The sequence below is a fragment of the Paraburkholderia sp. IMGN_8 genome (assembly GCF_038050405.1).
Lineage (GTDB): Bacteria > Pseudomonadota > Gammaproteobacteria > Burkholderiales > Burkholderiaceae > Paraburkholderia.
Window position 1 is genome coordinate 217,951 of sequence record NZ_CP150900.1, and the last position, 23,980, is coordinate 241,930.

22 protein-coding genes and 5 pseudogenes are annotated in these 23,980 nt (G+C 58.7%); 15 read left to right on the top strand and 12 right to left on the bottom strand.

What is annotated here, in order from left to right:
* Nucleotides 1-7 precede the first annotated feature (7 nt).
* The 3 genes and pseudogenes from WN982_RS01035 to WN982_RS01045 form a co-directional block, all read right to left on the bottom strand.
* A pseudogene (locus WN982_RS01035) lies at nucleotides 8-760 on the bottom strand (divalent metal cation transporter); the annotation flags it as partial.
* Nucleotides 761-1,119: 359 nt separating this feature from the next.
* The gene (locus tag WN982_RS01040; protein ID WP_341315686.1) at nucleotides 1,120-1,590 is read right to left on the bottom strand and encodes a PRC-barrel domain-containing protein; all 471 of its coding nucleotides are present in this window, start codon (nucleotides 1,588-1,590) and stop codon (nucleotides 1,120-1,122) included.
* A 136-nt stretch (nucleotides 1,591-1,726) separates the two neighbouring features.
* Nucleotides 1,727-2,053, bottom strand: coding sequence for a hypothetical protein (locus WN982_RS01045; RefSeq protein WP_341314020.1), 327 nt, complete (start codon nucleotides 2,051-2,053; stop codon nucleotides 1,727-1,729).
* Nucleotides 2,054-3,736: 1,683 nt separating this feature from the next.
* Here WN982_RS01045 and WN982_RS01050 point away from each other — a divergent pair.
* The 3 genes from WN982_RS01050 (at nucleotide 3,737) to WN982_RS01060 (ending at nucleotide 5,413) form a co-directional block, all read left to right on the top strand.
* Nucleotides 3,737-4,324 carry a YSC84-related protein gene (locus WN982_RS01050; protein WP_341314021.1) on the top strand — a complete coding sequence of 196 codons (588 nt, stop codon included), beginning with the start codon at nucleotides 3,737-3,739 and terminating at the stop codon, nucleotides 4,322-4,324.
* 62 nt (nucleotides 4,325-4,386) lie between these two features.
* Nucleotides 4,387-4,533, top strand: coding sequence for a DUF3096 domain-containing protein (locus WN982_RS01055; protein WP_341314022.1), 147 nt, complete (start codon nucleotides 4,387-4,389; stop codon nucleotides 4,531-4,533).
* A 106-nt stretch (nucleotides 4,534-4,639) separates the two neighbouring features.
* The gene (locus WN982_RS01060; RefSeq protein WP_341314023.1) at nucleotides 4,640-5,413 is read left to right on the top strand and encodes a PRC-barrel domain-containing protein; all 774 of its coding nucleotides are present in this window, start codon (nucleotides 4,640-4,642) and stop codon (nucleotides 5,411-5,413) included.
* Between the two features lie 171 nt (nucleotides 5,414-5,584).
* Here the strand turns inward: WN982_RS01060 and WN982_RS01065 are convergent, their stop codons facing one another.
* The 7 genes and pseudogenes from WN982_RS01065 to WN982_RS01095 all read right to left on the bottom strand — a co-directional run bounded on the left by WN982_RS01065 (nucleotide 5,585) and on the right by WN982_RS01095 (nucleotide 11,431).
* Nucleotides 5,585-5,740, bottom strand: coding sequence for a DUF3309 family protein (locus WN982_RS01065; RefSeq protein WP_149676769.1), 156 nt, complete (start codon nucleotides 5,738-5,740; stop codon nucleotides 5,585-5,587).
* Nucleotides 5,741-6,115: 375 nt separating this feature from the next.
* Nucleotides 6,116-6,588: pseudogene (locus WN982_RS01070) on the bottom strand (helix-turn-helix domain-containing protein).
* 515 nt (nucleotides 6,589-7,103) lie between these two features.
* Nucleotides 7,104-9,086: an AI-2E family transporter gene (locus WN982_RS01075; protein ID WP_341314024.1), complete on the bottom strand. Its 1,983-nt coding sequence runs from the start codon at nucleotides 9,084-9,086 to the stop codon at nucleotides 7,104-7,106.
* 62 nt (nucleotides 9,087-9,148) lie between these two features.
* Nucleotides 9,149-9,283 (bottom strand): annotated as a pseudogene (locus WN982_RS01080) (DUF3096 domain-containing protein); the annotation flags it as partial.
* Nucleotides 9,284-10,069: 786 nt separating this feature from the next.
* A complete protein-coding gene (locus tag WN982_RS01085; RefSeq protein WP_341314025.1) occupies nucleotides 10,070-10,204 on the bottom strand; it encodes a hypothetical protein in 135 nt (44 codons plus the stop codon).
* A 605-nt stretch (nucleotides 10,205-10,809) separates the two neighbouring features.
* Entirely contained in the window at nucleotides 10,810-11,130 is a 321-nt protein-coding gene (locus WN982_RS01090; protein ID WP_341314026.1) for a hypothetical protein, read from the bottom strand.
* Nucleotides 11,131-11,182: 52 nt separating this feature from the next.
* Nucleotides 11,183-11,431 (bottom strand): hypothetical protein, encoded by a 249-nt coding sequence (locus tag WN982_RS01095; RefSeq protein ID WP_341314027.1) that lies wholly within the window; start codon nucleotides 11,429-11,431, stop codon nucleotides 11,183-11,185.
* A gap of 455 nt (nucleotides 11,432-11,886) precedes the next feature.
* Between WN982_RS01095 and WN982_RS01100 the strand changes: the two genes are divergently transcribed.
* The 5 genes from WN982_RS01100 (at nucleotide 11,887) to WN982_RS01120 (ending at nucleotide 14,896) form a co-directional block, all read left to right on the top strand.
* Entirely contained in the window at nucleotides 11,887-13,023 is a 1,137-nt protein-coding gene (locus WN982_RS01100) for a HAMP domain-containing sensor histidine kinase (RefSeq protein ID WP_341315687.1), read from the top strand.
* A gap of 184 nt (nucleotides 13,024-13,207) precedes the next feature.
* Nucleotides 13,208-13,591, top strand: a complete 384-nt coding sequence (locus tag WN982_RS01105) for a response regulator (protein ID WP_341314028.1) — start codon at nucleotides 13,208-13,210, stop codon at nucleotides 13,589-13,591.
* Nucleotides 13,592-13,937: 346 nt separating this feature from the next.
* Entirely contained in the window at nucleotides 13,938-14,093 is a 156-nt protein-coding gene (locus WN982_RS01110; RefSeq protein ID WP_341314029.1) for a DUF3309 family protein, read from the top strand.
* 126 nt (nucleotides 14,094-14,219) lie between these two features.
* Nucleotides 14,220-14,396 carry a CsbD family protein gene (locus WN982_RS01115; protein ID WP_341314030.1) on the top strand — a complete coding sequence of 59 codons (177 nt, stop codon included), beginning with the start codon at nucleotides 14,220-14,222 and terminating at the stop codon, nucleotides 14,394-14,396.
* A 98-nt stretch (nucleotides 14,397-14,494) separates the two neighbouring features.
* A complete protein-coding gene (locus WN982_RS01120; RefSeq protein WP_341314031.1) occupies nucleotides 14,495-14,896 on the top strand; it encodes a PRC-barrel domain-containing protein in 402 nt (133 codons plus the stop codon).
* 321 nt (nucleotides 14,897-15,217) lie between these two features.
* Here WN982_RS01120 and WN982_RS01125 read toward each other — a convergent pair whose 3' ends face one another.
* Nucleotides 15,218-15,730: a hypothetical protein gene (locus tag WN982_RS01125; protein ID WP_341314032.1), complete on the bottom strand. Its 513-nt coding sequence runs from the start codon at nucleotides 15,728-15,730 to the stop codon at nucleotides 15,218-15,220.
* A gap of 94 nt (nucleotides 15,731-15,824) precedes the next feature.
* On the opposite strand from WN982_RS01125, the pseudogene WN982_RS01130 reads away from it, so the two are divergent.
* The 5 genes and pseudogenes from WN982_RS01130 to WN982_RS01150 all read left to right on the top strand — a co-directional run.
* Nucleotides 15,825-16,598 (top strand): annotated as a pseudogene (locus tag WN982_RS01130) (agmatinase); the annotation flags it as partial.
* An 11-nt stretch (nucleotides 16,599-16,609) separates the two neighbouring features.
* Complete coding sequence (locus tag WN982_RS01135) at nucleotides 16,610-17,329, top strand: amino acid ABC transporter permease (RefSeq protein WP_341314033.1); 720 nt, start codon at nucleotides 16,610-16,612, stop codon at nucleotides 17,327-17,329.
* Nucleotides 17,326-17,982 (top strand): amino acid ABC transporter permease, encoded by a 657-nt coding sequence (locus WN982_RS01140; protein WP_341314034.1) that lies wholly within the window; start codon nucleotides 17,326-17,328, stop codon nucleotides 17,980-17,982. Before WN982_RS01135 ends, WN982_RS01140 begins: the two co-directional genes overlap by 4 nt.
* A pseudogene (locus WN982_RS01145) lies at nucleotides 17,963-18,462 on the top strand (ATP-binding cassette domain-containing protein). Before WN982_RS01140 ends, WN982_RS01145 begins: the two are co-directional and overlap by 20 nt.
* 616 nt (nucleotides 18,463-19,078) lie before the next feature.
* Nucleotides 19,079-20,263, top strand: coding sequence for a porin (locus WN982_RS01150; protein ID WP_341314035.1), 1,185 nt, complete (start codon nucleotides 19,079-19,081; stop codon nucleotides 20,261-20,263).
* Between the two features lie 148 nt (nucleotides 20,264-20,411).
* Here WN982_RS01150 and WN982_RS01155 read toward each other — a convergent pair whose 3' ends face one another.
* Entirely contained in the window at nucleotides 20,412-21,452 is a 1,041-nt protein-coding gene (locus tag WN982_RS01155) for a LacI family DNA-binding transcriptional regulator (protein ID WP_341314036.1), read from the bottom strand.
* 94 nt (nucleotides 21,453-21,546) lie between these two features.
* Between WN982_RS01155 and WN982_RS01160 the strand changes: the two genes are divergently transcribed.
* Both WN982_RS01160 and WN982_RS01165 read left to right on the top strand, forming a co-directional pair.
* On the top strand, nucleotides 21,547-22,740 hold the full coding sequence (locus WN982_RS01160; RefSeq protein WP_341314037.1) for a phytanoyl-CoA dioxygenase family protein: 1,194 nt from the start codon (nucleotides 21,547-21,549) through the stop codon (nucleotides 22,738-22,740).
* 197 nt (nucleotides 22,741-22,937) lie between these two features.
* Entirely contained in the window at nucleotides 22,938-23,852 is a 915-nt protein-coding gene (locus WN982_RS01165; RefSeq protein ID WP_341314038.1) for a LysR family transcriptional regulator, read from the top strand.
* Nucleotides 23,853-23,980 lie beyond the last annotated feature (128 nt).

A 23,980-nucleotide genomic window follows, 5' to 3' on the forward strand; every position in this document is an offset into this window, starting at 1 on the left:
TCGCTTCCTACAGAAAGCAGAACATCCCCACAACGGCGGCGGCCATCACGGCCGTCGCCACCCAGCCGACGACCCGCAGCGTGCCTGAAATGCGGAACGTCCCCATGATGTCCGGATTCGATGCCATCTTCATCATGAGCACCATGATGGGGACTGAGGCGACGCCGTTAATGACGGCACTCCAGAAAATTGCCTTGATCGGGTCAATCGAGGTGAAGCCAAGGGAGAGGCCAACCACCGTAGCAAGAATGATGATTCCGTAAAACCGCTTGGCGAGCTTTGGTTCCAGCTCCAGGCTGTTTTTCCAGTCGAACGTTCCTGCCATCGCATAGGCCGCAGAGCCGGCCAGGACCGGCAAGGCAAGCAGCCCGGTACCGATGATGCCAATACTGAATAGCAGGAACGCAAACTCCCCTGCGATCGGTCTGAGCGCAGAGGCGGCCTGTGACGACGTTTCGATGTTGGTAATGTGGTGCGCGTGCAGGGTCGCGGCCGTGGCGAGAACGATAAAGAACGCGATCAGGTTGGAAAATCCCATGCCGATCCAGGTATCAAACTTGATCCGTTTCAGATTTGACGCGCCTTGGGACGGCGCATGCTTGAGTGCGCGCTGCCCGTGTCGTGCCCGCAACTCCTCGACCTCCTGCGAGGCTTGCCAGAAAAACAGGTAGGGACTGATTGTCGTGCCGAACACCGCGACGACGGTTGTGACGTAGCCACCGTTCCACGACAGATGCGGAAACACGGTCCGGATCGCGACGGTCATCCGATTACCCCTATCCGGACTACACCTTGTGCGGCTATTGGTGCTCAACTCCCTGAACCGCGTTTGCTTCATCTGCGTGACCACCTTGTGCCGATGGCTGGGTGTCCGGGTCTCGTGCTCGCGCAACGTCGCAGTGTCCACCGTAGCGGCTTCGGTCGCGTCTTCCCCGGCAGGAAGAACATCTCTGGAAGGCGTTTCTACGCAAGCCCGCGCCAGTAGCCGTCTCACGAAACTCATTCGGCTACTGCTGGCGACAGGAAAACGCCGGCCTTGCGGCCGGCGTTTCGAACAGGTGGCGAACGTGTCCTGTTGGTTCGACCACTACAGACACGCCCGTCCTTTGTTTTAACGGCTCAAAGATCGAGCGGCCGGCCTTCGACTGCGCCCCGGGTGGCCAGCCAGTAGGGCCGCTGGTTGTAGTACTCGTGCAGCGACGAACCCCACTGCGGGTCCGACATTGCGGGCCAATGGTCCTTGTCGAAGCCGGGCGCGTTTTTGATGCGGTCGGCGGCGATGTCGAGCCGGAAGCACTTTTCGTTAGTGTCTAACGTCAGCGCGCTCCACGGGATGGCGTAAAGGGTGTGGCCCATGCCAAGGAACCCGCCGCTGGACAGGACGGCGTACGCGATCCGGCCGCCACGCACGTCGAGCATGATGTCGGAGATTTTGCCGATATCTTCGCCATCCGAAGTGATGACCTTGTCGCCGGTGAGCGTGGCTGCTGCCATCACATCCGGGCCGGGGCCTTCGCCAGTTCCACCGCCGACAATCTTCGCGCCGCTGCCGCCAGTTGCAGGTTGGGCGCCGGGGTCAAGTGTAGTCATGATGTCCTCCTCGTGAAAAGACCAGACCTTCAATCCCGCGATCGTCATGTCACCAGCGAGTGCAGACACGGATCGGTGCGCGACGGCGAACGCTACCTTGTCCGAGCCCACGGCAGGGCTGCTCTTACGAAATGAATTAATGCAACTGCTTTTTCAGATCCGAAAGTTCGGCATGAACCGAGGTGACGGCATTTTTCACTTTCGCATTGACATTGGTCGCACGTTGACACGCCTGCTCTGCACGGTCGCCGAGCTGCTCAAGGTCGTCTACCCATTGACGCATGCGATTTTCGTCTTTTGATTCCATTATTTTTTTTGCGCCTTCGGACTTTCTATCGAGTTGATCAACGTAGTCGATGAGGTCCTTGGGCAGTGTGGCGTCGGCGTGACAGGCCTGCGAGGCTTTCTCGATGGTTTGCTCGAGATGGGTGAAACGCTTCTGGATTTCGCTAGCTTGCAGCATGATGAAACTCCCCCTCGAAGGTTGTTCCACGGTAAGTTGGGGTGCCGTTTTTTCCGGATCCCAACGTGATACCGCCAGTCTCGTCTGCCTGAGCCAGCTGACGTATTGCTGCTCCGCATTTCCCAGCCAATCGACGGGTGGCGGCCTGTTTACTATAGAACTCTCCACTGCAATCAGACAGGTCCCGTTCCTTCCGCGTGGCGTAAGCGTGCTGGAAGCGCCCGCCCGTTTCACAGACTGTTGAAGAAGTCCGCCACGGTGACATTCGTCTGGAATCGTGCAGGATGCAGCAGTGTGCGCCGCATCAATTGAATGACCCGGGACTTCTGGGAGCGGAGCGATCTGGTGATAGGGGCGCATCGAGGTCGGAGGCGTCGTGGGGTGACCTCAGGATACAAATTTCTTTGTGTGCGCGCGTCAGTCTCCGCGTGTATCGAACGTGCCGCGTTGCAAAAACCGGTTGCTCCATAGCCGCTCGATGCGCTCGCTGCAGAGAGGGACGGCAGGATCGATCACCCGATGGAACAGGGACAGCGGGCTGACAAATCGTGTGAAGGGTGTTGACCGCTACCGTACTGACCTGCCGTGTCGGCAGTGAGGACGTATTAATGGACATCGAGCCGCCATGTGCCCTCGTCCCTTCCGCCGAACAGGCCGAAGAACTGCGCGCATCTCCGCTCGACGCCGTCCCGTGCAGGTCGGCTGCACGGGATACACCCGGGGGGCGTCAGGCTAAACACGCAAGTTGCTCAATTGTCGTCTGACCTGCTCGGTAGGTGCTCGTGCGGGACCGGCTCCGCTTTTGCGGCATCAGGAACGTCGCCCGGGGTGCCCGGCGAAGGTTTCGGAGACGGCGATCTGGTGCCTGGCGTAACGCCGTGGACGGGGTGATCCGGAAGTCCTGGCCGGTGAATCGGTCGTGTGGTTGGGCTTGAGGGCATGATTTCCTCCAACGCTGAGGTGACCAGCAACGACCATCGTACCTCTATTGAAGTCGCAGAACGTACCGGCTCCACGCCCACTACTTTCAGCGAAACCGCAGACTTCTGACATGGGCCGCCGGGCGCGCCCGAGCGATAGCGCGCGTTGTTCCCGCTACGCACACGGACGGCACGATCAATCCAGTCAAGGACAGGAAAACCGTATGGCCCGTCGAACGGCGGGTGTTGAAGGCTACCGTACAGAAGTACCTTCTCGCAGGTGGGAGGTTTGCATCAGGCCACAGACCGGGCGCAGCGAAAAATATACCGCGCGGACGTCAGCCTTCGAGACTATCGCTGCTCATTCGAGAATAGTTTGAAGCCCCAGTACCTGTTCCAGGGAGAGCAGCGCCCGGTGTTGCGACGTGCCGCCGCGGGTTGATCGGCGCCTGGACAGCTTTCCAAAACGAAGCGATGACGCCGGAATCATGTTTCCACATGAAAAGCCGGACCTATTCAGAAATAGCGTAGTGGATCGAGCTATCGGGTATCCGGACCGGGCAGGCAGACATTCTGACTAGTCTGCTGGCAGAACCAACCACTGCCCCGATGCCCGAAAACGACTGGAAAGCGATGCGCGTGTTGCGAGTCAAACCCGGCTTATTCATCGAGACCTGTTTCGCGTTTTTGTACGCTGTCGTACCGCGTCCGCAGCCGCTTCGGCGTAGCGTCAAAAGTATCCCGAAACAACCTGGAGACGATGATGCTGCGACGAACATTCATATGGGGTACGCCCGGATCCATCCTTGCCATTGGGCTCGCGGTTTCCGGCTGCACAACGACCGGAACATCCGACGCCAGTGGCCACCAGGCCGACAAGCGCCACACCATCGACGCGGGCGTCGACTCCACCCTTGCACGTCTTTACACGATCGCCAACGGCTCGCGTGAACTCGTCAGCAAGGCGCGTGGCGTATTAGTGTTCCCGTCGGTGATCGCCGCTGGCTTCTGGGTCGGCGGCCAGTATGGTGAAGGCTCGCTGCGAGTCGGCGGCAGCACGGTCGGGTACTACAGCACCACGACCGGTTCGATCGGGCTGCAGATCGGCGCGCAATCGAAAGCGATCATTTTCCTGTTCATGACCGAGGACGCACTCACCCGGTTCCGTAATAGCGAAGGCTGGTCGGCCGGCGGTGATGCATCGGTGGCGGTACTGAAAGTCGGTGCGAACGGCAACATTGATACCACCACCGCGACGGCGCCAGTGGAAGCGTTCGTACTCACAAACAGCGGACTGATGGCCGGCGTAACGCTCGAAGGCACGAAGGTCACCAGGCTCAAGTCACTATAAGGAGCGACGCAGGCGGGGCAGGTTTGTGTCTATTTGTCGTTTTCAATCTTAGGGGAGGGGGCATGCCCATTCTCACGAACGCGGGTCCGCTGGTTTCGCTGATCGCCGGCATTCTGATTCTCGTGGTGCCTCGCCTGTTGAATTACATCGTGGCGATCTACCTGATCGTGATCGGGCTGCTCGGGCTGTTCGGAGGGCACCTCCACTGAACCGAAACTATCCGTTAAAAAAGCACGTTGCGAACATCGGTCTTTTTAACGGTGGTCTCAGTGCGTCGGGGCATCGACCGCCGGAAGCAGAGAAGGAGTATCGAACATGTTGCGAAGCATAAAGAGTCTTCATGGATGTACCGTCGCGGCACGTGACGGCGACATCGGAAGCGTCGATGATGTTTATTTTGATGACGAGGCGTGGGGAGTGCGCTATCTCGTGGTCGACACCGGAAACTGGATGCGTGAGCGGCAGGTGCTGATTTCACCGTATTCAGTCAAACACTTGGACCGGGAATCAGGCACCGTCCTCGTGCATCTGACGCGGCAACAGGTGCGGGACAGTCCGAACATCGACACGCACAAGCCGGTGTCGCGTCAGCACGAAACCGAGTACCTCCTTTACTACGGCTATCCGACGTACTGGGGTGGTTTAAACCTGTGGGGGATGGGCGCCTCCCCCGCATTCGACATAAAGGACGTGCCGCCAGATCCAGCATCGGAGGCACTCCCGCGCCCCGACCCGGACGCACATCAAGCGCCCGTGGATGTCCATCTGCACAGCACAAATGCCGTAGAGGGCTATCACATCGAGGTGGCCGATGGCAGCATAGGCCATGTCTCCGGTTTCATCTTCGACGATGTTGCGTGGGCCATTCGTTATCTGACCGTCGATACGCGAAACTGGTGGCCCGGTGGCAAGGAGGTGCTGGTGGCAACGCGGTGGATCGACCTGATCGACTGGATCGGCTCTACCGTTTCTACCAGACTCAGTCGCGACGCAATCAAGAATAGTCCTGAATACGACGACTCCGTTCCACTCAGCCGCGATTACGAAAAGAGACTCCACGAGTTTCATGGCAGGGACGGATATTGGTGAGGACAGTGCGACATCACGGTCTGTTCGCGCCGGGGACGCAGCCGTCGGGGTCAGTCTGATCGCGGCTTGCGTCAACAGCGCGATGTTCGCCGCGTCATCAGCGAATGGGTTTTCAGATGAGACGCCCCACAGCGCCCGCCGCGAAGGATTCTCCGGGCAAAAATTTCGCGCCTATATCCTGCCCAGAACAAGTAGCACTAGCACGACGATCAACACCACGCCCAGCAAACCGCTGGGCATATAGCCCCACGACCGGCTGTGCGGCCAGGTCGGTATCGCACCGATCAATATGAGTACCAGCAAGACTATCAATATTGTTCCCAACATGGCCCTTCTCCTTCCAGACTCCGTGTTTTGAAGAGACCGGTCGCCGCGCTCTCGCTAGTTGCCCGGAATCTTCATGGTTTTCGCGAGGGTATCTCAGCAACGTTCAATTTGATGCTGGCGAGCATCCGCGACACTCCTAAAAGATCTCTACAGTAGAGTGAGCGTGACCTTGATTTGCCATGCAGTCGGTACGGTGGTGGACACCTAGATCTCTTTGTTTGTAGTGGCCATCCCGCGTTTACGAGGACCGCGTGCCGATGCACGGCCAAGGGCGCTCTCGTTGCCGGACTGGGAGTTCAATCGAGCTTTGCCGGCCGGGAAATGGTTCGGCGCGAGCCATTGATAATTCGCTCTCGCGAACAGAAGATGCGCCTCTTATAACGCCTTCAGATCAGGCAGCAACCGGTCGAATTCCCGTCTCACCACGCCATAGCATTCACACACGCGTTGTTCGAGCCCCGGTCTATCCAGCACCTCGATGTGACCATGACTGTAGCGAATCAGCCCCGCGTCCTGCAGTTTCAGCGCCGCCTCCGTCACGCCGGATCTCCGCACGCCAAGCATGTTGGCGATCAGTTCCTGCGTCATCGTCAGCTCGTTCGACGGCAGGCGGTCCAGGCTGAGCAGCAGCCAGCGGCACAGTGCTGGTCGATCGAATGATGCCGGTTGCAAACGGCGGTCTGGGCCATCTGCGTGATCAGTGCCTGAAAAGTCAGATCGGCATTCTTCTTCTGGACTTCGGACATGCTGTCGTACAGCGCCTGAAACGCAGGAGTGAGCTTTCTGATGCCGTCCGCGTGAGCGTCAGCGATCTGGCCATAGGACTTGAGATCGTCGACAGCGCTCATGCTGTTGAATTTGGTGGTTCGCGCCTGTCTGAGCGAATGCCAATCACAACGATCAGGATTTTCGTGCTCATGAAAAATGTGTGCATGGTCCTCATGATGATTCTCCCGTTCGCCAACGAGGCGATCTGACGCAGCCGCGGGGAATCAGGTCGGCAAATAGCCACGCTTCACACCAATTGGCAACCACTCTTTTCAGCCGCGCAAACTCGTCACTGAAATTTCGCCGGCATGGCGACCGCTCGTTGATCGCGCCGATAGCATAGGCGCTCGAGCGGGAGGCCGTCGTCCATATGTCAGGTTCATTTAACCAAAAAATATCGCAAGGGACTTACGTCGCCACGATGGGCACATTGAACGGTGGCTGTCATAAAAAGCGGCGCCGCTGACGCGACCATCCCCGTACCCGGTAGCGCCATCGAGCATCCGGCCGCACGGCGTCCGCCTCACGAAGAATGTCACTTAAAGTTTTTCACGCGCGCTCCGCCAGACTGCGCTTCGAAGCCGGCATGTCCCCTCTATGCAGCAACGCCGCCAGATTGTGGTTCAGGATCGATCGCGCTTGACTTGCCAGTCGAGGCAAGGCAAGCGCTAACCATATCCCGAACCGACGTGGCATAGCAATCGGCGCCGAGCGCGCTCTGGAGGTCCTCGCTCCACTGATGCGTATCGCCCGTCGGCCAGAGGCCCACGACGATCAAAGCGTGCGGCAAGCACTGCCGAACACGTCGCAGAAGGTAGCGCAAATGGGAAGGGATGCCATTGATGTTCAGATAGAAGATACACACCATCGTCGTCGCGCTGAGGTCGAGTCCGCTAATCCGGGCACGCGAGGCCGCGTCATGGGGGACCATCCGGCAATCGAGATCGTGCTTTCCGAGAAGCTGGACAAGGACAGCCGATGCCAATTCGTCGAGAGGCCCCCTACCCGCAATGCAAAGGACCCGATTCCCTGCGCGCCGAACCTGGGGCGTTTCCATGCTGGGCGAGGGAGCCTGCGGAGCCGGTTGATGCGATACCTTATGCTCGGTAGTGGCTGGCGCCAGCGCGCCCCAGTTGCCACCGGCTTCGACCGGAGCTGGATCAGTGTCTGCGTAATCATCCAGACCCTCGATGAGATCGTTCACTGTGGTCTCGATTCGCGCCAGTTGTACGGCCGTTACGCCGCCGAGCAACACATCATTGGCTGCAAGCTGCAATGCCTTGAGTGCAACTTCATCGTAATAGGAAGAGAGCGACCGGTCGCGTAGCAGTACTTCGGCTTGCTCCAGTGCGTCGTCAGGGTCACCGGCGAGCGCCCGCTGGTAGAGGTTTTCGATTGGCGTTAGCGCGGGCCGATCGCCGAGCAGCACGTCAAGAAATTCGAGCCGTGTGACATGGCGACCGAGAACAAGGAGGCAAAGGGTCAGCGGAGTGGACAGGATGAGCCCGATCGGCCCCCATATCCAACTCCAGAAAATCGCAGCCACGACAACCGAAAACGGGGAAAGTCCGGTGCTATGGCCGTACAGCATTGGTTCGATAACCTGACCGGCCAGCAGTTCGACGACCACAAAAAGCGCCAGTGACCAGATCGCCATCGACCACTCAGGACTGACTGCGGCAGCGAGTGCGGTAGCCAGAATAGCTGAGATCCAGATTCCCACGTAGGGTACAAGGCGCAACAGCGCGGCCAGAATACCCCACAGCACCGGGCTGGGCACGCCAATGAAGAACAGGCCTGTCCCGATAACGACACCCACGCCCGCGTTGACGCCGAGCTGTGAAACGAAATAGCGGCTCAAGCGCCGCGCAGCCTCATCCATAGCGGTAGTGGTCCGATGCAAATCTCTTGAACCAAACAACCGGATGGCCCTGTCCCGCAGATCATCTCGCTGCAGCAGAATGACGATGGTAACGATGAACACGATGAAAGTCGTCTCGAGCGGACTAATAACGGGAGACAGCAGGCGCCGTGCAACCTGCAGAGGTGTCAGGACAGGCTCGCGTACTTCGACCGGAAGCGCTGCAGACGGTTGAGCGTCAGGCGAGGCAGAAGCCGACTCACGAGCCAGTTGCGGCTGATCAACGGTTACCCGCTGAAGCGCGTGGCCGGCCGCTCCTACCAGACGGTTCAATCTTCCGATCGTCAGTCCATGCACGGCATCGATTTTTCTTTCGATGGTCGCTTGATAGCGGGGGACGCCCACCGCGAGATCCGTAATCTGGGTGGCGATTACGCCCGCAAGCAGGACGATCACTGAGACCGAAATCACAACTGCGAGGAGTACCGAAGCAACGTGGCCAAGCTTGATGCGACCAAGAAAATTGGCCAACGGGGCAACCAGGAAGCTGAGCAGAATCGCAAGCGTGATCGGGATGAGAACCTCTCGACCAAAATAGAGGGCGGCGACGACCGTCACTCCGACAGCAAGGGTAATCAAACCCTGCACACTGGGAGTTTCGGGGGCCTCGACGTGCGCGGCAGGCCTCGTGGGGCGAGATTCCATAAAATCGAACATAACGACCAACGCTCGCGATCCCGTCCAGTCGGGTGGGTGGTTTCGGACCAGTACAGAGGCGTTCCGCACAAGCCGGGCAGCTCGATGACGATCAGATAGATCGCAACGATGTAGTTCCGCGGGCGAGGCGCCGCGAGCATTGGAATGCAAGCGATCAGCGAAATCAGCGCGCCCTCGTGCGTGTTGTCCGGCTGCATCACGGGCGCGCCAGAGCTTCTCTTTCTTCAGGCGAACAGACTTCCATCTATTCCGACTTGAGTACTACCACCGAACCACCTCTATCGGGATTGCGCACCACGACAACCATGCTGACGCACACGGGATAGCGCCGGCATAGCGAGAGGGAGCCGATGCGGGTTCACCCATTGGCCAACGGTAGGGCCGCCAGCATCAACGCAGGAGGAACAGGATAGGGTCGGTGGGTTCATGGGCGTTATCCGACATTAAAAAGTCGGCTATCGTTCCGAGCAGTCCGGGATGACCTTTCTGAATGTGGCCGTATCGAACGCGTTGAAACAGAAGTTTCAACGCGCACACGAATACGTTGCTCGTAACCCGGATTGAAGTCGGTACGGTGCCGTACCCGGTTTCAAACAATCAATATTGCGTCAGCGCAGCGGCGGCCGGACCTGATACGACACGATGCTGTGCCAAAGACATGATCATGTTCAGCACGTGCTGGCGACGCGCTGTTGCAGAGGGAAATTGGGTTCGACTCTTCGCTGGTCGACTTCTCACCAGGCCGGGTATGGCGCGACCGGACAGCGTGACGATCACTGCGGGCGAGATCCGCGCTTTGAACATGACGCTCGGGGTCCGTATCCACCTTTTTTACAGAACAGCGGATTTCTGATCGTTCGAACCCGTCTCTTTCCTCATAATGGGGGCATCTCAAGATTCGGAAATTGCGCACTAAGCCGAGATGAGTGCGGCCATTGGTAGCGCACAAACCCGTTGCCGTTGAATTTGGTAATGCAGCAGGTTTATGCAACGCAAACACGAGACATATTTTTTGCGCTGGCGTTGCGCAAGCGATCGTTTGCGCAATTCCAGTACAGCGGCGAACGATCCAGTTCAGCCACGAAGGTACGGTCGCCGGTGCTGGTTTGGATGAACATAGCCCGGATCCAAACCGGGCACTTTGTCGACGCGCAGCGTCACATTCGGGCCGCACGGGATCGTCCTGCGCGGTGACAGTGATCCCGGAGCCGCTGTTCGAATTACTCTTCTGTGACCGCAACATCGTTTCGCAAGACACGCTAACAACATGTACGCTAGCGTACCGACAGTCGTCCCGCGCGTGAGGATAATTGCATGGCGTATGGCTGATGCCAGCGTGTGTGATTCCGATGGCCGCGGCAGTCGCTGCGGCTTCTTTTTGGTGCGGACAGAAAAACAGCAGGTGGCACGGGCATTTCGCGATATGCGGCCGGGGCCGCCCGCAGCCTTTTACGCACAGGCGCGTTGCGTGGGCGCGAAGCGGGAACTTTAAACGGAGTTCCGTCATGCGGCAGCCGGGGTTGTTGCACATACTGTTGGATCATCTTGAAGCCGCCGACGCTTCAAAAGCGCAGATGGCCTATTTTTTCGACTCCTGGGTCAATTTGCGGGATGCGGAGGCACCCCTTTGTCCAGCCTGCAATCTCGAAGGGTCGAGGCAGTCGCTGGCTCTATTGATGGGTAGACGGCGCACGTGGCTGGGAGTCTGCTTCGCCTGCGGCCCTCAACTCGGGGCACCGCTTGAAAGTTCGCTTTTTTGCAGATGGCCTTCACAAACTTCGTAGATGCCGCGCGTGATCGGCGACCCGTAGTCAAGGCGCCAGCCCTTTATGAACAACTTCGCGAGCGCGGCGGAATCCGTGAAGTCGGGTATGGTTAAAAACTGCGGGGCAAGCTCCTCCAAAAGCCGCCCCAGTTCAATCCGCTCAAGCCAGTCGCAATGCGCACCATTGCCGCCAAGCCAGTTGTCCATCAGGTCGATCTTGTGATCCGTTCTCAGCCGTTCGCTGGTGCGCGCGTGTGCAACGAGCTGCGCGATAACCATGTAGGAGCAGTTCCGCGCGGCTTGATCGTCAAGGTTATTGAGGTAAGAATTTCTAAGCATGTTCGGTTTGAGTCTCCGCGACTTCGAAAGCGTTTTCTTCAATCCGGTGGACAGCCCATTCGTTCGAAAAGGCGATGGCGTCGGCTTCAGTCCCAAAATCCGGCAGATTGATCGCGGCGTAGATTTCGATCTCGTCGTGTGTATGGGCTTCGATCCGATAGATTCGCGCCTGCGCAAAAAAACGGCCAACCGAGAATGTGGGGATGCTGTCAACACTGAAGTTGCGGTATATGACTCGCATGGTAGGCCTCGATCGGGTAAGCCACCGCACTGAAAATGTTGCGGAAGTGACTCAAGTGTATGTTGTCACAAGTCAATGTCGGCAGGCTATTTGTGAACCTTGGTTAGCCTGCTGCCGCGGCACTGAGCGGGCTCCGCATGTTGGGCTCAGTGCCTTCGTATGTGCGCGATAACTTGATCTCCTCGCGTTCGCCGAAAGACCTCCCCGAACGCGCAGAACGCTAATATGATAAATGGTGGTAACTATTACCCGAAGGAGGCCAATCCGCTGCATCGCAGTGGTTAACTGCAATTTCGCGAAGCCGGCCCATAGTTTTCTGGTGGAAGTGTCGCGCCATCGTGTTTGGACGTCGTTGCTCGAAATGCCAGTGAGCAAATACACTCGCCGGGGCGGCTCCGGCGACACCGCTGGCGCCGCCCGTGGAGGTGCCAGAATCAGCAAAAAAGGGGCGCATCATGATGCACGTTTTTCTCGCAAACAACCGCAATGAACTGATAGAACGGTGTCGGGCGAAGGTGGCACAGAGGCCCGCGCGCGAGGCAACCGCGCAGCAACTTCAGAATGGTGTGCCGCTGTTCCTGGATCAACTCATCAGGACGCTTCGAATGGAACAGACATCGGAGCCCTTGGACAGCCGCAAAATTTCAGGTCCCTCGGGCGGCGGGGCGTCTTTATCGGAAATCGGTGAGTCAGCGGCGCAGCACGGACGGGAGTTGTTGAAGCTCGGGTTTTCCGTTGACCAGGTCGTTCACGACTATGGCGACCTGTGCCAGGCAATTACTGACCTCGCGTACGAGCGCGACGCTCCGTTTCTGATAGACGAGTTTCGAACCCTTAACCGCTGTCTGGACAACGCAATTGCCGAGGCGGTCACCGAATTCAGCTATCAGCGCGATTTTGCGGTTGCAGATCGGCAAGCTGTTGAAATGCATGAACGGCTGGGGCTTTTCGCACACGAACTGCGTAACTTTCTTCAGACTGCAACGCTTGCGTTTACCGCAGCAAAAACCGGAAATCTAAGTTTGTCTGGAGCCACGGGGTCGGTTCTGGAGCGGAGCCTGGACGGATTGCGCGATCTGATAGACCACTCTCTGGACGAGGTTCGTACCGCCGCAGGAATTTCTTTGCAATCGAGGATGTTTTCCGTTGCCGACTTCATCGCTGAAGTGAAATATGCCGCCGACCTTGCGGCCCAGATTCGCGGATGCGTATTGACGGTTTCCACTGTAGATCCGCGGCTTGCCATCAGCGGGGATCGTGACCAGCTTTATTCGGCGGTTGGAAACCTGCTGCAAAACGCCTTCAAATTCACGCACGATCACACCGAAGTGACGTTGGACGCGTACGCGTCGTCGGACCGCGTCCTGATCGATGTGAAGGATCATTGCGGTGGCCTCCCGTCCGGTGACGCAGAACGATTGTTCCTGCCGTTCACGCAGAACGGCGAGGACAGAACCGGACTGGGGCTAGGTCTTTCAATCGCGAGGCGCAGCGTCGAGGCAAATAACGGTGTTCTGAGCGTCCGCGATGTGCCCGGCACCGGTTGTGTCTTCACGATTGCCCTGCCTCGATATGCAGTCTCCGCAAGCTGAGCGTTACCGCTGTCGGGTCATCTACGCACGATACGCGGGTCGCGGCTCACCGCTGAACCGACCCGTGTGGGGCCTTGACGGTGAAACGTAGCGATATTTCTCCAGTCTCCATGCTGGCAAAAATTCTCACCGGTTCCCCAGGTCCTGAAATTGCTGCAACTGCAAAGCAACCTGGGGAATCGAAATGTTTACTGCCGGAGTCACGCGCCTGCTTATCGCGGACGACGATCCAGATTTATTGGCCGCGTACGTACTGTTCTTTTGTGTTTGCGGTTTCGACGTCCGGACCGCCAGGAACGGGGCAGACGCGCTCGCCGAATACTGCGCGTGGCGTCCCGCAGCAGTGTTGCTCGATATCGAAATGCCGCGTCTCGACGGGCGCGCCGTGGCGAGAGAGATCCGCCGCGTCCGGGCGACACCTGCGCCACTGCTGGTCGCCATCACGGGTCTAACTGCGCTGTCTGAACGGGCGGAATCGATGCACAGCGGATTCGATCACCATTTCGTGAAGCCGGTTCTGATGCCGCTAGTCCTGGCAGCTATCACCCTGGGGCTTGCTGCGCGTTGAACAGCGAACCTGTGCAACGCAGCAACCGCGCTTTATCACGGGCGGAAGTTGAAAGCGTCTTCGGGACGGCCCGGCAATGCCCCCAAGGCGGCCGCACCCCGGCACGCGGTAGTTGCGAACTCCAGGCGAAAAAAAGAAATCTCGATGTCCACCACCGTACCGACTGCGTGGCAAATCAATGCCAGCCTCACGCTACAGACCGGGTCTTTTCTGGGTTGTGCGGATGCCCTCCAACATCACATTGAGTTTTGTAGAGATACCTCGCAAAGGGCATGAAGATTCCGGGCACTTGGCGAGAGAACGGCGACGGACTCGTCGTATCACGGAGTCGAAAGGGAGTCGTCTCATGTTAAGCATACTTTTGATAGTCGTACTGGCGTTCATATTGATGGGCGCAATGCCGACCTGGCCATACAGCCGTTCGTGGGGCTATATGCCCGGCGGGGTGCTAGGTGCGCTGCTGATCGTCGTCCTCGTACTGTTGCTTCTGGGCAGAATATAGGAGCGCAAAAATTCCTGTCTGAATGATCCGTTCACGGGCAGTCGTTGTCGGACCGTGCCATGAGAAAACGAGCAGGCGGCACGCGTTGGTTAGTTCAGTCATCCGTCATTTTCAAGGAGCAATGTCATGAACAAGGATCAAGTGAAAGGTCGCGTCGAGGAAGCAAAGGGAAAAATCAAGGAAGCTGTCGGCAAGGCCACGGGAAGCGAAGCGACCAAGGTGAAAGGCAGGGTCGAACAGGTCGCTGGCAAGACACGAGCTTTGTACGGCGATGTAAAGGAGCAGCTGAAGAAGCAGCCGTAGGACGTTCGCGCGGACAGGTTTTGAGGCGTCACGTAGTGGGTCAAAGTGCTCGCGTGACGCCTTTCTCAACGTATGCTTTCGAACCGCGAGGGTGCCCGATGAAACGGGTAGTCACGCTGGTATCGGTGGCTGTGCTCGGAACGGCTCTGATCATGGGAGCGCTGCGGGCTCAGGAGACGCTAAAATCCATCACGGAGAAGCGCGGTGATGTCGTCCAGTTGGCGACGGGGTATCGAGCCTCCCGGATCAACGGATCGCCCGTCGATAACCGCAACAAGGACAACATCGGAAGGGTTGACGATCTGATCGTCAACCCAACGGATCGGGTTCCCTACGTTATCCTCTCCGTAGGAGAGTCTCTCGGTATGGGAACCCATCTCGTCGCAGTACCGTTTGGCAGCTTTCAGGTCGTCGATAAGCAAATGCGGCTAGCCGAGGCGGTGGATCTGATTGAAACACTCGGAGGCGGCTGGTCGGCAGACGAGCTTGAATCCAGGTAGGACCGAGGGCCGAGGGGGCAAGAACACGGCCTGCCGCTGGCGCACGCCCCGAAGGAAGTCCCTCGCGGAATGCGGCGATCATGCGCTGGGTCAGGCGCGTCACGCCGGAGATCGTCAAGCGGTGGAACCGCTTTGCTACGGCAACCTGCCAGTCGTGGCGAGTCGATGAAGGCCAACGGTTTGCTGCCCGAGGACACGACGGTCCGGTCCTCGAAGTCCCACAACAAACTGATCGAGCAGGACCGACGTTTCAACAATGGCGCTCGCAAGCTCTGCAGCACCAGCTCGGAAAACGCTCAAACACGACGACTCGCGCCAATCTCATGCAGTGTCGGTCACCGGATCTCTATCGCGCGATGACGTGATATGCTGCCTGGCCGCTGCGTTGCTGTGGGACAACGCGCGCAGCGCAAGAGCGAACGCCAGTTGCGTCTCATGAGCGACTGCGCCACAGTCTTGATCGAAATGCCTGACGGCGCTGCGCAGATGCAGCGCCGCCTGCTCGTAAAGCTCCGCTGCCATTGCGTGATGCTGGGCCGCGGTCGCGCTGCTTTCGACGGAGCACGGAGGTCGGGGCACTATCAGCGGCGTACTGGCGTTGTGTTTGAGGGCGTCGTTCGCCCGGTCGATGGCGTGCAACGCATGACCGTGCGCCATCATCGCCTGATGTGCGGCGTGGGCGAAGTCTTTGCCTGCCTCGAAATGCCGTGACGCCTCGCGGTGAAATCGCCCTGCCTGCTCGTGATGCGACGCTGCGGCTTCGAGGTGTGTCAGCGTCGGATAGGCCGGCCCCGGCCCGATGGCAATCGGCGGCAGGGCGGATACTGCAATCAAGCACGCGCGATCGAACTCGAACGCCCCGACCCGTTGTCAGCTGACTGAAGCGCTATCGGATCATTTCACTACCTCCGGCAGCAATTTTTCACTTATTGGCCGGGCGCTGCACCACTACGATTTCGATGTCGGCGGCCCGATCTACGACAATCGTGCATTGAAGGTTGTCGATTGCGGCAACGTGCCAGCAGACCCACGGGACCTGAGTACGCATGGTCCACGGTCCGAGCAGGCGGTGCGCAAGATCCTGAAAGCAGGCGCGATGCCGATCATACTCGGCGGCGACCATGCGATCCCGATTCCGGTTTTGCGCGCGTTCGATGACCAGGGGCCGATCACGCTCGTGCATATCGATGCACACCTCGACTGGCGCGATGAGATCAACGGCGTACGCGAAGGCTTGTCGAGCACGATCCGCCGTGCGTCCGAAATGGAACACATCGGGGAGATTTTCCAGATCGGGCTGCGAGCTCAGGGCAGCGGCCGGCAGGCTGACTATGACGCGGCAGTGGCATACGGCTCGCATCTGATTCCGGCATACGAAGTGCACGAAGTGGGCATGCAATCCGTGCTCGACCGGGTCCCCGCGGGCGGGCGCTACTACTTGACGATCGATGCGGATGGCCTCGATCCGTCAATCGCGCCGGGCGTTGCCGGCCCCGCACTTGGAGGGATCACCTACGTACAAATGCGTCAGTTGATCCACGGCCTGGTCAAGAAGGGCCGCGTGGTCGGCATGGACATCGTTGAGATCACTCCGTCGGCTGACGTGAACAACATCACATCGATCACCGCGGGCCGGCTCATCGTCAACATGATCGGTGCTGCGGTCCGCGCCGATTACTTCGACGCTCCGCGTGTCGGCTAGCGTATACGGCCATGACCTATCAGTTCGATTTCCTGTCGATTCTCGACTACGGGCCGGTGCTGGCGAAGGGCGTCGCGCTGACGGTGGAGCTGATCGCCGTCGGCGGCGTAGCCGGGCTGGCACTCGCCGTCGCGTGCGCGTGGGGCAAGACGCAGGGGCCGCGCTCGCTCCGCTTCGCTATCGACGCATATGTCGAGCTGTTCCGCAACACCCCGTTCCTGATCCAGTTGTTCTTCGTGTTCTTCGGGCTGCCCAGCTTCGGCATTCACATTTCGTCGAACTCGGCTGCATTGCTCGCCACGATGCTGAACCTCGGCGCGTACTGCACCGAGATTCTGCGCGCCGGGATCGCGAGCGTGCCGAAGGGACAGACGGAAGCTGCGCTCAGTCTCGCGATGACGCGCTGGCAGACGTTTCGCCACGTGATCCTGCGCCCGGCGTTGCGCAAGGTCTGGCCGGCGATATCGAGCCAACTCGTCATCGTGATGCTTGGCTCGGCAGTGTGCTCGCAGATTTCGGTCGAGGAACTGTCGTACGCGGCGAACTTCATTCAGGCGCGCAATTTCCGCGCTTTCGAAACCTACATGGCGACGACGCTGATCTATTTCGGGCTCGCGGTTGCGCTGCGTGCGGTGCTACGCGTGATTGGCGATCGCTACGTGGTCGCCCGGAAGGTGAACCCCGCCGTTGCGGCGCCGATCGTCATGGCGCCGGAAGGAGTATCGCAATGATGACTTTCACGCTGTGGGACGTCGTACGCGGCTTGTTGCTCGCGCTGCGCTGGACCATTGTGCTGTCGATCGCCGCGTTCGTCGCCGGAGGTGCGGTCGGTCTGCTGATGATGACGCTGCGTGTGTCGCAACGCCCGCTTGCCCGTGCCATCGGGCGCGGATGGATCGAGCTGTTCCAGGGAACGCCACTGCTGATGCAACTGTTCATGATCTTCTTTGGCTTGGCGCTCTTCGGCGTCGAGGTGCCTGCATGGCTCGCCGCGCTCGTGGGGCTCACCTGCTGGTCGAGCGCGTTTCTCGCGGAAATCTGGCGCGGCTGCGTCGAAGCGGTGCCGCAAGGACAATGGGAAGCGTCCGCAAGCCTGGCGATGAGCCGGTCACAGCAGATGCGGCACATTATCCTGCCTCAGGCATTGCGGATTGCGGTGCCACCGACGGTCGGTTTTCTTGTTCAGATCGTCAAGGGCACAGCCGTCACATCGATTATCGGCTTTGTCGAGCTGGCGAAGGCCGGCAGCGTAATTACGAACGCCACGTTCCAGCCATTCACTACGTTCGGGTTGGTCGCATTGATGTACTTTGCGCTGTGCTGGCCGCTATCGGTCTGCAGCCGTGTTCTCGAGAGGAAGCTCCATGTCGCTCATCACAATTGAAGATGTCAGGAAGCGCTATGGCGCACTCGAAGTGCTGAAGGGAATCGACCTGCGCGTCGACAAGGGCGAGGTCATTGCGATCATCGGCAAGAGCGGGTCTGGCAAGAGCACGCTGCTGCGGTGCGTGAACGGCCTCGAACTGATCGACGGCGGTGCGGTTCACATCAGTTGTCGGGCGGCCAGCAGCAGCGTGTTGCGATTGCCCGCGCGTTGAGCATGGAGCCGGATGCGTTGCTCTGCGACGAGATTACGTCGGCGCTCGATCCGGAGCTCGTCAATGAGGTACTCGCGGTAGTACGCCGGCTCGCCGACGACGGCATGACGTTGCTGATGGTCACACACGAAATGCGTTTCGCACGCGACGTCTGCGATCGCGTCGTGTTCATGCATCAGGGGCGCGTACACGAGGCCGGTGCGCCAGATGAGTTGTTCAACCAGCCGCGCACGTCCGAACTGTGCCAGTTCCTCGGCGTCGCATAGGCCGCGACGCCCTGAGTTCCGCTTCACTGACTCTCTGGCAGCGGTTCGCAATCGGTGCGCACAAATCAAACAACTTCCTCGGAGCGTCAGACAGGCGGGTAACGTTTTAGTCTTGATCGACGGCGCTTGACGTCTCTGATTTTCCCGATTTCCGCGAAAGAGATTCCCCATTCGGCTCTTTGTCTCCACGGTTGACGAATATACACTCGGCTCGAAGTTACACGAGAACAACGCCGGAGACACACCATGCCGCAAGCAATCCACTGCTTCGCAATTCCCGTACCTCGATAAAGCGTACTCAGCGGACGCGTTCAGCAACCGCCCGGGTCGAGTTGTCACCTTATGGCTAGCGGTTACAACGCGAAAGAGCGCAGTGTTTCCTGACGACTGATTTGTGCTCCACACTCTTCGCGAGGATCTGGGTGTATGAAGTGAGCACTACGCGCATCCTTCATAGCCAGATTTTGAGGCCTGAGTTTCGCATGACTGGTGAATAAATGATCAGTCTCCAGAGCGGCCAAAAAATCAGGCGCTACCGATAGTAGAAAATGCCAGGATCCGGTTATCACCGAACAGGTGATTAATATAGTTGTACTACAAATATATAGGAGATGCGATGAGAAAGGTTCTGTTTGGGCTGCTCGCAATGACAGCGACGGCATCGGTAAGTGCGCAAAGCAGTGTCACGTTGTATGGCATCGTAGACAACGGGCTCCAATACGAGACTGGTATGCCGAAGGGACACGTGTTTGGCGCGCAAAGCGGAGGATGGGCCCAGTCGCGATTTGGCCTCAAAGGTGCCGAAGATATCGGAGGCGGCACACAGGCTATTTTCCACCTTGAATCTCGCCTCAACACACAAAACGGCAGCCTGGCCAACGGCAGTTTCTTCGAGGGGCAGGCGACCGTCGGTTTGAAAAACGACAAGTGGGGTCAACTGAAATTCGGCAATATGGGTTCGGCGGAAATCAGTCAGTATTCGGGCGATGTCGACCCACAGCAGACGAAGAAGTATGCGATTGGTACGCTGGTGCGTGGCCGGATCTTTTCGCAGGCGGGTAACGGTGCAGAATATCTGTCGCCGACGCTCGCGGGATTTACGCTGCAGGGGCAATACGACCTGACGAACTCGACGAAATGGAACTCCGGGAATCCGGGAAGCGCGCCGGGCCAGTTGGGCACATCAAGCGGTCTGGGTAGTGCTCAGGGGCGAACGGACGGCATCAAGCTGTCGTACCAGACTGGCGGCCTTTTCTGGCAGGCGACATATGACGAGGTCCGCGATCCCAACGGGCAGTTCAGCAACGTGTACCTGGCCTCGCGCTCCATCCTCACAGGCGCGACCTACGAGTTTGGCCCCGTGGTTGCGTATATTGGCTATCAGCACCTCAGTGCACCCAAGGCGTCCAATGCCGGATACTTTGGTACGGCCACTCCAACAACGCTGCCGTCAGGCACGTCGTTGCCGACAGCAGTCAATCACGAATGGATTGGAGCCATCTGGCAGACCACGCCAGCCCTTTCGATCACCGGCGCGGTGTATCACGCAAACGCCAATAACGGCAACGGTAACGCGACGCTATACACACTTGGCACGAACTATTCGCTGTCGAAGCGGACGCTGCTCTATACCGAGCTTGGTTACGTTCGGAATAGCTCGACGTCCAATCTTGGGCTCGACAGCGGACTGTATGGCGCGAACACTAATAACGACCCCGTGAGCAGCGCCGCGTCCAACACAAACCCGAACTATGGCAAGAGTCAGTTCGGCGTGATCGCGGGTATCGCCCACCAGTTCTAGACGGAGTGGAAGGGTTTGGGAGAAGGAACCCGGCTTGGCTCGCGCCGACTTGTCGCGGGGCCGTCATATCGGGTCTGCCTGACGGAGAACGATTTCCGTCAGGCGGTTTGTCTCCGCCGCCTGCACGCTGCCGGCGCCGACATCGTTATCAACGAAACCGGCTCGCTATATGTTCGGGGATATTCTCTGGCGTCACGACAACGACCGATGAAGATGGCGACACGGCTGACGCTGGCAGGAGTTTATGGAAATGCATGATGTGTTGGCACGCAGAGCGCATGTCCTGACGCAAATCGTGATGGAGAATCGCCTGTACCTTCCCCTCGCGCAGCAGGCGCACGTTGTCCCGATCCAGGTCGTGCCCGATAAAGCAGACCGGGGATTGCTGTTGCGCTTCGAGCGCTCGAAGAATGGCGACATTTCCTCCTCCCATCGAGTAGACCGCGGCGATGTTGACATGTGTCGCGAGAACCTTTTGGACCCGCGCTTCAGTTTGCGTGTCGAGACCGTGGCCGCCACTGGCGTCAACTAACGTAAGCTGCGGATATCGGATTCTCAACGCTCGCCGAAAGCTTATTTCGCGTTCCTCCTCACCCCTGAACCGTTCATCGCTCATCGTGATCAGGATGTTGCCAGGCTGCGGGCTTAACCACTGCGCCAGAAGATAGGCGGCGGTAGCGCCGGCGACCCGGTTATCCAGCCCTGCATATGCGATGCGTCCGGACAATGGGATATCGGTGAAGATTGTGATGACAGGAATGCCGCGACGCTGCAGTTCGCCTATTGCTTCAGCAATCTCGGGAACATCGCGAGCCTTCAGGAAAATCCCATGGCTTCCTCGACGTCCAATCGAGTGAAGAGCCTCGACGACTTCAGCCGTTGTCATCGTTTCCCGCATCAGAAAACGCGACCGAAAGACGACCGGGTGCATTCCCGGCAATTCTGCTTCGAGTGCGTCCTTGATCTCATCAGCAAAGCGTGCGGGAGCTTCTACGACCACGTCGATCATGAGCTTTCTCCCTGTGGTGGCCAACTGCAGCTCCTGCTTCTCGAGCTCCTTGATTGCCTGCTCGATGCGCTTGCGCGTATGTTCACGAACGTGTGCGCGTCCATTGAGTACACGGTCGACTGTGGCTACCCCGACCCCGGCCTGTAGAGCTATCTCCTTGATAAGAAAGCGGTGAGCCATCGAAGATACCTCGGATTTGATGTGTTTTTGATGTATTAATGATACCTCGTTGACAATCCATGGCGCTATGCTTGATGTACAGAGGGAGAGAGACATGGGCCGCGGCCAGGATCGCATCGAAAAACGGGGGCAGGATTGGTACCGCGAGCGCGATTGCGCTTTAGATGAATTCGCAGATCTTTTGCAGAGCGATGACAGCCGCCCGACGCGCTATGCGGCGGAAATCATGCAGCGGATTCCCGTTTACGACTGTCAGCAACTCAGTGGCATTACAGGCGACGCATCCCAGAGAGCGCAGTTGCAAGCGGAATGGGCTCGCGTCTTTCACGATGGCGCAGGGGTGCTAGTGCTACGGCGGGCATTCGCCGATTTGGGACCTGTGGATGACGCTACGGCTGTCTTCGAATCCATTATCTGCAGTGAGCAGGAGCAAGGCCAGCGTGTCGCAGACCATTTCGCAAAGGCGGGTGCGAATGACCGGATCTGGAATGCCCAGGAGAAGCTCTGCCTCCGAGCGCCCGAAGTATTCACGGAATACTTTTCGAATCCGATGCTGAGGATCGTGTCGGAAGCATGGCTTGGACCGTGCTATCAGATGACGTCACAGGTCAATGTGGTTCGCCCCGGAGGTGCTGCTCAACAGGCACATCGCGATTATCACCTCGGTTTCCAGACGGCTGAAAAGGCCGAACGCTATCCCGCGCACGTGCATCAGATGTCCGCCTTCCTCACCCTTCAGGGCGCGGTGGCGCATAGCGACATGCCGGTTGAGAGCGGTCCGACGAAGCTCCTGCCGTATTCGCAGCGATACGCCGAGGGATATCTGGCATGGCGCCGAGCCGATTTTCGGGAATATTTCGAGGCGCATTTCGTACAACTGCCGCTCGCGAAGGGCGATGCCGTGTTTTTTAATCCCGCGTTGTTCCATGCGGCCGGCGCAAATCGCACTGCAGACGTTCAACGCATGGCGAATCTCTTGCAGGTCTCGTCGGCTTATGGCCGGGCGATGGAAGTGCTCGACCGCAGGAGAATGTGCGAGGCGGTTTATCCGGTATTGCGCGAGCGTCGCGCGTCAGGGCGCATGAGTGGCACGGAAGCCGCCGCGGCAATCGCCTCCTGCGCTGAGGGATACCCGTTCCCTACGGACCTCGACCGCGATCCTCCGGTCGGCGGGTTGGCGCCGGAAAGCCAGCAGGAGCTCATGCACCGCGCCCTTGACGAGGACTGGGACCCCGCCAGATTCACGCTCGCCCTAAACGATCATGCTGCGCGACAGCGCTTCGCGTGAATTCCTGCCAGACCCCGGCGAGCAAGCATCGGAATTGATGTTTTTTTGATGTATTTTCGCCCTTCAGCGATAGAAATACTGCCGTAGTATTGCCCGCTCGTAGCGAACAGGCGATCCGCGCGAGGTTCTCGAAGTTCGCGCGCCCAGACGCTCTGTCGCGCGGCGGTACTTTAGGAAAAGTGGAGTAGTGCAAGAAGATGGACCAGTTCAAGGAACTACAGCTCTTCGTCGAGGTTGCCGAGACCGGCAGTATCAGCCGGGCTGCGGAAGCTGTGGATCTTTCCATCTCGGCGGCAAGCCGCTATCTGATCTCGCTGGAGACCCGGCTTGCCGTCCAGCTCGTGCGCAGGACGACGCGCAATCTCTGTCTCACACAGGCCGGGGCAGAGTTCCATCGGCGCTGCAAGTCCATCCTGGCAGACCTCGGCGAAGCTGAGTCGGTCATCAAGGATGCGACGGTTCGACCGAGTGGCGTACTTCGCGTCACTGCATCGCTCTCGTTCTGCATGCTGCACATTGCACCTATGCTTCCGGAGTTTACAGCGCGCTATCCGGATATCACGGTAGATGTTGTGGCCGCCAACCGTTACCACGACATCATCGAAAATGGCATCGACGTCGCAATCCGTACCAAGGTTCTTGAGGCAGACAGCAACATAACGGTCAGGCGGCTCGCTGCAACCCGCCGAATACTGTCTGCATCTCCTTCGTATCTCGAAGCAAATGGTTTGCCACGCTTCCCGGCAGAATTGGTGAAGCACAAGGTATTGAATTACGGACTCGCCGACAATCCGCGTGAGCTCGCATTCTGTCGCACAGGCGAATCCGTTCTCGTCAAGGTTAAGCCTCTGCTTGAATCCAACGACGGCCAGATACTTCGAGTCGCCGCGCTCGACGGTATGGGCATTCTCGTGCAGCCCAAGTACATCGTGTACGACGATCTCAAGGCCGGCCGCCTGGTTCCAGTGCTGGATGACTGGGACTTGCCACGACTGACGATCAACGTTGCTTTCCAGACGCGGGCACATATGCCCGTGAAGGTCCGGTTGTTTATCGATGCACTCGTCGAGCGGTTTCGGCAGAACGAATACGAGCGCCACTGGACCGCGTGACGGTCGTGCGCGTAGAGCAATCCTGCCCGCGCTTTCCCACTTTCCCAATCTGCGCGAAAGAGATTCCCTTTTCAGCTCTGTTTTGCCGGCTTCGGGGAATATAGACTCGTCTCAAAGCTGTACGAGAA